This window comes from Mycobacterium sp. WUMAC-067 (assembly GCF_020217485.1).
In the GTDB taxonomy this organism is placed as follows: Bacteria; Actinomycetota; Actinomycetes; order Mycobacteriales; family Mycobacteriaceae; genus Mycobacterium.
In genome coordinates this window covers 221,048-230,924 of sequence record NZ_JAEKMI010000003.1, presented here as the reverse complement: position 1 = coordinate 230,924, position 9,877 = coordinate 221,048, and the positions used below count along the sequence as shown (strand labels likewise).

5 protein-coding genes and 1 pseudogene are annotated in these 9,877 nt (G+C 72.0%); 3 read left to right on the top strand and 3 right to left on the bottom strand.

The features are described from left to right. Nucleotides 1-192: pseudogene (locus tag JF781_RS03680) on the bottom strand (cutinase family protein); the annotation flags it as partial. A 268-nt stretch (nucleotides 193-460) separates the two neighbouring features. Between JF781_RS03680 and JF781_RS03675 the strand changes: the two are divergent. Continuing rightward, nucleotides 461-1,366 carry an SDR family NAD(P)-dependent oxidoreductase gene (locus tag JF781_RS03675; RefSeq protein WP_225327303.1) on the top strand — a complete coding sequence of 302 codons (906 nt, stop codon included), beginning with the start codon at nucleotides 461-463 and terminating at the stop codon, nucleotides 1,364-1,366. Then, nucleotides 1,356-2,927: an AMP-binding protein gene (locus JF781_RS03670; RefSeq protein WP_225327302.1), complete on the top strand. Its 1,572-nt coding sequence runs from the start codon at nucleotides 1,356-1,358 to the stop codon at nucleotides 2,925-2,927. The genes JF781_RS03675 and JF781_RS03670 overlap by 11 nt, the downstream gene beginning before the upstream one ends. A gap of 62 nt (nucleotides 2,928-2,989) precedes the next feature. Here JF781_RS03670 and JF781_RS03665 read toward each other — a convergent pair whose 3' ends face one another. Both JF781_RS03665 and JF781_RS03660 read right to left on the bottom strand, forming a co-directional pair. After that, the gene (locus JF781_RS03665; RefSeq protein WP_225327301.1) at nucleotides 2,990-7,822 is read right to left on the bottom strand and encodes a cation-translocating P-type ATPase; all 4,833 of its coding nucleotides are present in this window, start codon (nucleotides 7,820-7,822) and stop codon (nucleotides 2,990-2,992) included. Between the two features lie 161 nt (nucleotides 7,823-7,983). Then, on the bottom strand, nucleotides 7,984-8,940 hold the full coding sequence (locus tag JF781_RS03660; protein WP_225327300.1) for a sigma-70 family RNA polymerase sigma factor: 957 nt from the start codon (nucleotides 8,938-8,940) through the stop codon (nucleotides 7,984-7,986). Between the two features lie 155 nt (nucleotides 8,941-9,095). Here JF781_RS03660 and JF781_RS03655 point away from each other — a divergent pair, with 155 nt between their 5' ends. Continuing rightward, nucleotides 9,096-9,863: an SDR family oxidoreductase gene (locus JF781_RS03655; RefSeq protein ID WP_225327299.1), complete on the top strand. Its 768-nt coding sequence runs from the start codon at nucleotides 9,096-9,098 to the stop codon at nucleotides 9,861-9,863. The last annotated feature ends 14 nt before the right edge of the window (nucleotides 9,864-9,877 follow it).

Genomic DNA, 9,877 nt, shown 5'->3' with positions numbered 1-9,877 from the left:
GTCGACGAAGGCTTGCCCGGTGGGGCCGACGCCGGGTTCTTCGCCGGTGCCGCGCGCGAAGACCACTTGCACGTCGGGACATTGGGCCGCGGCGGTGGGGATGAGGGAACCGGAGACGGCCGAGGCGGCCATCCCCGATGCTGCGATGACTACTGCTGGACCAAGAGAACGAACAATGCGACGCGCAAACATGCCGCAATTGTGCCCATTCGACACGCGCCTTAAACAGAGGAAACGCCGAAATTACTGTGTTCTCATAAAAGAACCGCCGCTGATGCGGGCGCAGTGAGATCGGTTGTGCGCGGCGCTCATCCGGCATGGACGCCGCCCACCCGGCCGTCGCGGCCGGGCCGAAGCGCGGTCCCGGACCGCAATGTGGTCTGCTACTTGTAGTTACGGGCCGGGACACGGTTGAGCAACAGCCGCGCCCCGGCAGGCGGCTCGAGTGGATGCGGCAGCGATGTTGAACGCACTAGCGCAGGCCCTCAACGCGGTCTTCACCAAGGCGGGAGACCACGTGGCCAATCCGGCGCGGGTGCCGGATCCCGACAAGCTGCGTGCCGTCGCCGCGGGCAAGACCGCCTTGGTGACCGGCGCCTCGTACGGCATCGGCGAGGCGACCGCGCGCAGCCTGGCCGCCGCCGGCGCGACCGTGCTGGTGGTCGCCCGGTCCGAGGAAAGGCTCTGCGACCTGACGGCGTCGATCAACGCCGGCGGCGGGCACGCGGTCGCCTACCCGACCGACCTCACCGACGAATCCGCGGTGAGCGGCCTGACCAAGCAGATCACCGAAGAGCACGGGCCGCTCGACATCGTGGTGAGCAACGCCGGCAAGTCGCTGCGCCGCTCGCTGCACCACCAGTACGACCGGCCGGATGACTTCCAGCGCACCATCGACATCAACTACCTGGGGCCCGTCCGGCTGCTGTTGGGGGTCTTGCCGGCCATGCGCGACAACGGCAGCGGGCACATCGTGAACGTGTCCAGCGTCGGCGTCCGCGTGGTGCCGGGTCCGCAATGGGGTGCCTATCAGGCATCGAAGGGGGCGTTCGACCGCTGGCTGCGCAGCGTGGCTCCGGAGCTACACGCCGACGGCGTCGCCGTCACCACCGTCTACTTCGCGCTGGTCCGTACCCGCATGATCGCGCCCACGCCCCTGCTGGGCCGGCTCCCCGCCCTGTCACCCGATCAAGCCGCCGACGCCATCGCCAAAGCGCTCATCGAGCGGCCGCGCTCCCTCGAACCGCCCTGGATGCTGCCGGCCGAATTGGCCTCGGTGCTGCTGGCCGCGCCGGCCGACTACGCCGCCCGGCTGTGGCATCGCCGCTTCCTCGCCGATTCCGACGGGGCCGCCCGTGACGAATGACCGCGTGGCCGCCACCGCCGTCCGTGCCCTGGTGCACTCCGGCCTGCTCACTGTGCCCTCGCCGCTGGCGGGCCTGCGGCTGCTCCGCGAGGCGCGCCGGGGCGGCACCAACCCCTACACGCTGCTGGCGGTCACCGCGGCACGCTGGCCCGACCGGACGGCAATCGTCGACGATGACGGCGCCCTGAGCTATCGCCAACTGCAACGAGAAACCGAATCGCTGGCGCGGCGGTTGTCCGGCGATGGCGTTGCCCCCGGGCGGGCCGTCGGGGTGATGTGCCGCAACGGGCGCGGTTTCGTCGCGGGTGTATTCGCCGCCGCGCTGCTGGGCGCCGACGTCGTCCCCGTCAGTACGGAGTTCCGCAGCGACGCGCTGGCGGCCGCCGTGCAGGCACACCGCATCTCAACGATGGTCGCCGACAACGAATTCGCCGAGCGGATCCGGGCCGCCGACGAATCCGTCGTCACGGTCGACCCGGCGACGGTCACCGCCGAGGAGGGCGCCCGGCGACCGCGGGTGGCGGGGCCGGGCCGGATCGTGCTGCTGACGTCGGGCACGACCGGCAAACCCAAAGGGGTGCCGCGCGCGCCGGAGCTGCGGTCCGCGGTCGGGGTCTGGGTGACGATCCTCGACCGCACCCGGTTGCGTACCGGGTCGCGAATCTCGGTGGCAATGCCGATGTTTCACGGGCTGGGGCTGGGCATGCTGATGCTGACGGTCGCCCTCGGCGGCACGGTGCTCACGCATCGTCAGTTCGACGCCGAAGCCGCGCTCGCCCAGGCGTCGCTGCACCGCGCCGACGCCTTCACCGCGGTGCCGGTCGTGCTCGCGCGCATCCTCGACCTGCCCGAGCGGGTGCGGGCGCGAAACCCGGTGCCGCACCTGCGCGTGGTGATGTCCAGCGGGGACCGCCTCGACCCCACGCTGGGGCAGCGGTTCATGGACACCTACGGAGACATCCTCTACAACGGCTACGGCTCCACCGAGGTCGGCATCGGTTCTCTGGCGACGCCGGCGGACCTTCGTGAGGCTCCCGAAACCGTGGGAAGGCCGGTCGCGGGTTGCCCCGTGCGGATCCTCAACAAGAGCGACCGCCCGGTGGGGCCGCGGGTGATCGGACGCATCTTCGTCGGGGGCGACCTGGCCGGCAAGGGCTATACCGACGGCGCCGGGGAAGCGAAGGCCGTCGTCGACGGCATGACGAGCACCGGCGACATGGGCTACCTGGACAACGCCGGCCGCCTGTTCATCGTCGGCCGCGAAGACGACATGATCATCTCCGGCGGAGAGAACGTCTATCCGCGGGCGGTCGAAAACGCGCTCGCCCGCCACCCCGCCATCGCCGACAACGTGGTCATCGGCGTTCCCGACGAGCGGTTCGGCCAGCGGCTGGCGGCGTTCGTTGTGGCGCAGCCGGGCAGCGACATCGACGTGCCGGAACTCCGGGAGTACTTGAAGAGCCGCGTGTCGCGCTTCGAACAGCCCCGCGACATCCACGTCGTGGACAGCATCCCGCGCAACCCGACCGGCAAGGTGCTGCGCAGGGAGCTGTCCGGCTGAACACGATTGTCCGGCTCCTCACTCGCGCCGCTACACGGCGCTCGCCGTCGCCGGACTGAAGATCAATCCCCGCCGGGCTCCAACGCCTCGACCTGCTTGGCCAGCCAGTTGGGTGCCAGCGCCGAGATCACGGTGGCGCCCGCGGTGGAACCCAGCACCCCCGACCAGGCGACCGGCCCCAGCGGTGTGCACCCGAAGAACTGGCTGAGCACCGGGGTCTGCACGATGCCGACCAGCACGCCGGCGCTGCCCAGCGCGGTCGCCACCACCAGCGGGCTGTGCCGGCGGGTGAGCAGCGTCTGCGCCAGCTGCGTCGTGACCAGTGCCGTCAAACCCATTGTCGCCGTGCGGCGTTCGGTGCCCGGCGTCCACCGCCCGATGGCCCAGGCCGCCGTCGCCCCGGCCGCGGTCACCGCGCCGCGGGTGACGATCTGACGCATCAGCGGGGCGTCGAGGGAGGGCGTGGGCCCGGTCAGCACCGCGCGCCGGTGCTGGCGGCGCGCCTCCTCGGCCTCTTCGGCGGATTCGTACTCGGATTCGTCGGGTTCGACGTACTGCGACGTGACCGCGACCGCGAGCGCGGGGAACATGTCGGTGAGCAGGTTGACCAGCAGCAGCTGGCGGGTGCCCACCGGCGCGCGCCCGGCGCCGAAGGCGGTGCCGATGATGGTGAACAGCACCTCACCCACGTTGCCGCCGACCAGAATCGTGACGGCGTCCCGGACGCCCGCCCACATGCTGCGGCCCTCGACCAGGGCGTCCATCAGCACGCCCAGGTCCTCGTCGGTCAAGACGATGTCCGCGGCGCCGCGGGCGGCCGACGAACCGCGCCCGCTCACCCCGATCCCCACGTCGGCCATCCGGATCGCCGCGGCGTCGTTGGCGCCGTCGCCGACCATCGCGGTCACCCGCCCGCAGCGCTGCAGCGCGGCCACGATCTGCACCTTCTGTTCCGGGCTGACGCGAGCGAAGACCTGCACGTCGGCGACCATCTTGGCGCACGCGTCCTCGTCGAGGCCGGCGAGTTCGGCGCCGGTGATCACCCGCGCGTCCGCGGGCAAGCCCAGCTGCCGGGCGATCGCCCGTGCGGTGATGGGGTGGTCGCCGGTGATCAGCACGACCTCGCGGTCGGCGTCCGTCAGCGCTTCGATCAGCGGGCGCGCCGACGCCCGGGCGGTGTCCGCGAGGCCGACGTAGCCGAGCAGTTCGAGGTCCTCCGCCGCGGCGTCCACGGCGTCGGCATCGGTGTCCTCGTCGTCGGTCTCGTGTTTCCAACCGCGCTGCGCCACCGCGAGCACCCGCAAGCCCTGTTCGGCCAGACCGCGGACGACCGTCTCGGCCCGCTCGTGGTCGGCCTGCGGGTCGGCGAACCGGCACCGCGGCAGGATGACCTCGGGAGCCCCCTTGAGGATCAGCACCGGCGCGTCCGCGGGATGCCCGTTGGAGTGGCCCAGGGCGCCGATCGCGGCGGCGAAGCCGCGACTGGACTCGAAGGGCACCTCCGCGATCATCGTCCAATCCGCATCGCCATGGCCGTTCAGCGAATTCGCCGCGGTGAGGATCGCCTCGTCGGTGGCGTGGGCGTGGCCCTGGCCGTCCTGCGGCTGGGCGGACGCCCGCGCGGCGGCCCGCAACAGCCCCGCCGACTGCGGATCGGTCAGTTGGGGGAGCGGTTCGTGCGGGTCGACCCCGACCGGCACGGCGCACACCACGCGCAGCCGGTTCTCGGTGAGCGTGCCGGTCTTGTCGAAACAGATGGTGTCGACGCGGCCCAACGCTTCGATCGTTCGTGGGGCACGGACCAGCGCGCCGCGGGCCGTCAGCCGCTGGGCGGCCGAGAGCTGGGAAAGGGTGGCCACCAGGGGCAGCCCCTCCGGCACCGCGGCCACCGCGATCGCGACGCCGTCGGCCACCGCCTGACGCAGCGGGGCGCGGCGCAGCAGCGCCAACGCCGACACCGTCGCGCCTCCGGCCAGCGTCAGCGGCAGCACCTTGCTGGTCAGTTCCCGCAGCCGCGCTTGGATTCCGGCCGCCGTTTCGACGTCGGCGACCGCCGAAATCGCGCGGTGCGCTGCGGTCCCGACCCCGGTGGCCACGACGATCGCCCGGGCGTGGCCCGCCACGATGGTGCTGCCCTCGAAGAGCATGCTGGCCCGGTCGGGGTCGTTGACGGCGACGGGGTCCACCTGCTTGTCCACGGGCAGCGACTCGCCGGTGAGCAGGGACTCGTCGACCTCGAGGTCATCGGCCACCAGCAGGCGGGCGTCGGCCGGCACCACTTCGGGCGCGGCCAGATCGATGACGTCGCCGGGCCGCAATGACTTCGCGGACACCGTCGCCGTGCGGGTGGCGTGCTTGGCGGCTTCGAGCCGGCGGCGCGTCGTCGCGACCGCGGGGACGACCACCCGGCGCACCAACTGGTCCTGCTCGGCGAACAGTTCGGCGGCCGCGGATTCGGCCCGCAGCCGTTGCGCCCCACCGGTTATCGCGTTGACGGTCATGACACCCGCGACCAGGAGCGCGTCGATGTTGCTGCCGACGATCGCCGACGCGGCCGCCCCGACGGCCAGGATGGGGGTCAGCGGATCGGCGAGCTCGGTCCGGGTGGCCGACGCCAGCCGGGCCACGTTGTGCAGCGGCTTGCGCAGGGGCGCCAGGCCCGGGCTGTAGGACAGGTCGTCGAGACGGCGTCGCCACGATGGTTCGGTCTCGACGGCCAGCGGCCGCGCGCCGCCGGCCAGCCGCGAGTAGACGATCTCGGGATCCAGCGCGTGCCAGGCGGTCAGCGGTTGGGGAGTCGGGTCGGGCAGCCGGAGCACCCGGGTCGCCGAGAACGTTCCCGCCACCAGGGCCGTGGCCGCGGCGGCGTTGACCGGGTTGAGCCAGCGCCGAAAGCTCACCGGGGTGGTGGTTTTTTCTTGCTCACCGGTGACCAGCAGCAGCCCGGCCAGCGTGGTGCCGCCCTGGGCCAGGTGCACCGCCGATTCGCTGGCCGACCGGGCGACCGGGATCGCCGAGAGGATCCGCACCGCGTCCGCGAGGTCGGTGCCGGTGATGATGTCCGCGGTCCACGCCGTGGCGGCGCGCGGGTCATCAAGCGCCACACCGACATCGGCGATCGCGAGCGCGGCCAGGGTGTCGGTCGACGCGAAGTCCCGGTGCAGCGCGGTGATCAACAGCACCGGCCCCCGATCGGCCCGCAGCTCACGGACCACGTTCAACAGCGGGGTGCCGGGCGGGTGCGTCGCGCCGACGCTGGCGGTGAGGTCTTCGGTGCCGGCGACGTGGCGAAGGACCACCCGGGCGCCCGTGCGGTGCGCGGTCTGGAAGAGCGGAATCGCGTACGGGTCGACCTCCCAGCCCACGTCGACACTGCCGACGCATTCGCCGTCGACCATCAGGTCGGCGGTTTCCAGGCCCTGCGCGGGCGTGGCCGAAGGCCCTTGGGTCCGAACCCATTTCAGTCGCGCGCCGGTCGCCGGCAGCTCGTCGGGGTCGGGCTCGGGCGCCTGTTCGCCGTGCAGCAGCGCGTCGGCGACCTCGTAGACCCGGTCATCGTCCCAGCCGGGCGCGTCGCCACGAACATGCAGGACGGCGCGGTGGTCGCCGCGCAGGGCGGCGCCGTCGATGACGACCACCTTCACCCGATCCAGGCGGCGCAGCGCGCCCGGGTCGAGAACCAGCTGCCCGGAATTGGCGAGCCCGCGACCCAAAATTGCGGCGAACGCCTGTCGGCCCATGTGCGCGGCCCGCGGCACCCCGGCCTCGATGGCCGCGGCCGCGTCGTCGGTGCCGCCGCCGGCCACCAGCGCGCTCACCGCGGCGATCAACGAGCCGTTCGCCGCGGAATCGACGTAGCTCTCCACCGGCCCGGCCATCGAGCCCTTCGCCTTGTCCATCGCCGCGTCGATGGTTCCCCCGACCACGACGTGCGAAGCCTCCCCGGCCGCCGCGGCCGCCCAGCTGTGCCGGGGCACCTCCGACTTGGCGGACGAGATGACCGGGACCACCGGGGCCTGCGGCCGTTGGGGCGAGGCCAGGTGGGGTTCCCGGTCCCGCCACACCCGGCGGTGCGCCGCCGCCTCGGAGACCTGCAGGGTGCGCTGGGTCAGGTCGAGCATCGGCGTGCCGAACGACTGGGTCAGGCCGTGGGCGGCGGCCGTAGTGGCGGCCAGCGCGATGTCGGTGCCCACTCGGCCCAGCCGCTCCTCGAGGATCGAGACCATGCGCGGTTGATGGTTGATGAGCGCGGCCGCGGCCCGGGTGGTTTGCGGCGCCGCGGGCAGCCGGGTCACCCATCCGGTCACCGCGGCGCCCATCGCGACCAGATCCAGTGCCGCCGCGGTGAGGGGCACCAGAATCGCCAGCGGGTTGCCCGGGTCGGCGAAGGGCGCGGAAGGCGTCGCCGCCTCCGACTTCGACCAGGTGATGTCGGCGGCGATGGACGCGACCGTCGACCGCACCTCGTCCAAGACGGCGTCGTGGTCCGCGCCGTCGGACAGTTCGACCACCAACCGGCCCAACGCGCCCTCGACGTGCGCCTCGGCCACGCCCGGGATTCTGCGCACCGGCTCCTCGACGGCGGGCGCGTACTCGCCCCAGCGGGGGAACGGCAGCAACGGGTCCAGGTCCAGGTGCACTCGTCGCCCGCTGTGCCAGCGCACCGGCGGCAGGATCGGGGGGGCGGCGCCGTCGGTGGAAGTGTCCAACCCGATTGCTCGGCCCGTGGTTTGAGCCACCGATTGGATGACGGGGCCGGCGAGCTCGGCGACCGGGTTGGTCAACGTCTGCAGCGCGCCGGCGGCCCCCGCCGCGGTCGATACGCCGGCCCGGACCACCTGCGCGGCGCCGCCGGCCACACCAGCGACGACACTGGAAACGCCGGGAATCTTCACTCGTCACCCTTCAATTACGTCTCCCGCGCCTAATGATCCTGGCGTGTGAAGGAGCTGTCCACACGTGGGGCGGGAAGGTAAAGCCTGCGCCGACACCCCTGGCGATGCAGGTCGGGCTTCCCTAGATGGCAAGGGCTGCGATCACGTCCCTGGCAGAAACATTACCGGGTTGACGACAAACCAAACGCGGTGAACAGGCCGGGGTCGAGGAAGACGGTGATGCCGGCGACCCCGGCGGCACCGGGGGTCAAGACGTGGATGGAATGGGCCCGCAACACGTGATCGGCGGCGCGGCGGTACTCGGCGACGGCGGGTTGCGCGTTGGCGGCGGTCGGGATCATCACAAGATCGCCCGGCCGGGCCAGCGCGCGCCCGGCAAGGAACTTCAGCACCGTGTCCCGTCCGGCGAACCACACTGGCAGAGGCGGCATTTCGAGTTTGACGTCCGCCTGCAGCAGCGCGGTCAGCGCCGCCATGTCCGCGTTTTCGAATGCGGCGCAATACCGGTCGAGCAATTCGCGGCGCCGGGCGTCGTCGGGCTCGGTGATGCCGTCCTCGCTGGGGGACAGCTCGGCGAGGTGGGCCCGGGCGCGCTGCAGCGAACTGTTGACCGCGGCGGGCGTGGTTTCCAGAAGCTCGGCAACCTCGGCGGCGCTGAATTGCACGACGTCGCGCAGGATCAGCACCGCGCGCTGGCGCGCCGGCAGTTCCTGAAGGGCGGTCATCACGGCCAGCCGCACGCTCTGCTTCGCGGTGACGTCCTCTTCCGGGCTCTTGAAAAGCATGGCGTCCGGGATGGGTTCGAGCCACAGGTGCGCGCCGGCCGTCGCGTCGAGATCGGCGTCCGGGTCGATCGAGCCGTCACCCAGCCCGGCCGGCAGCACGCGGCGGGCGCGGTTCTCCAGCGCGCGCAGACAGGCGGTCGTCGCGATCCGGTACAGCCAGGTCTTCAACGCCGCGCGTTCCTCGAACGCCTGATAGCCGCGCCAGCCCCGGAGATATGTCTCCTGGACGAGGTCTTCGGCGTCGTGCACCGAGCCGAGCATGCGGTAGCAATGCGCGATCAGCTCGGCACGAAATGGCGCCGCCCGCTCGACGAACTCCTCCTGCGCCGGCACAGCCTCTCCTTTCGGTGGGTGAAGAACCTACTCCTGTAGAGACATCCGGCCGCCGAAATTCATCGGTCCGCCGGCGATGAACCCGGCCGCCGCGCCGTATCTCAATTAGTGAAGTCGCGGCACGGCCGCAGTCCACGTGAGGAAGCGAGCACGACATGAACCAGACACCGAACCCCTCCGCCGACGGGTTCGTCGGCAGCACCGCGATCGTGACCGGGGCCGGCCGCGGATTCGGCCGCGCGATCGCCGCCGCGTTCGCGACGGCCGGCGCCGAAGTCGTCGGCGTCGCGCGCACCCGATCACAACTCGAGGAGGTGCACGCCCAGCTGGGCGACGCGTTCACCCCGGTGGTGGCCGACGCGGCCGATCCGATGACGGCCGGCCGGCTCGTCGACCGGTACCGGCCGCGCACCCTGGTGCTGTGCGCCGGGGCCGCGCCGCGGATGGCGCCGCTGCAGGATCAGACCTGGGAGTCGTTCAGTGACAACTGGAACTCCGACGTCGCGCAGGCGTTTCACTGGGTTCGTCACGCGCTGCGGCGCCCGCTGGCGCCGGGCAGCTCGGTGATCGTGATGTCCAGCGGCGCCGCCCTGGCCGGATCACCACTGTCCGGCGGCTATGCCGGCGCGAAGGCGACGGTCCGGTTCCTCACCGGCTATGCCGCCCTCGAATCGCAACGCGCCGGGCTGGGGATCGACTTCACCGCCGTGCTGCCGCGGTTGACCCCGGCCACCGGCCTGGGCGCGGCCGGCGTCGCCGCCTACGCCGAGCGACAGGGCGTCGACGTCGACAGCTTCTTGCAGGCCGCCGGGCCCACGCTCACCGCCGAACAGGTCGGCAAGTCGGTGCTCGAGATCGCCACCGCCGTCCCGGACCACGACGCCTACCTGCTCACCTCCGCCGGCCTCGCGCCGCTGACCTGAAACACCCGACACCG

Excerpts from the sequence above, each read along its gene's own strand:
- JF781_RS03675 (WP_225327303.1), top strand. The coding sequence starts at position 461 with ATGTTGAACGCACTAGCGCAGGCCCTCAACGCGGTCTTCACCAAGGCG.
- JF781_RS03655 (WP_225327299.1), top strand. The coding sequence starts at position 9,096 with ATGAACCAGACACCGAACCCCTCCGCCGACGGGTTCGTCGGCAGCACC.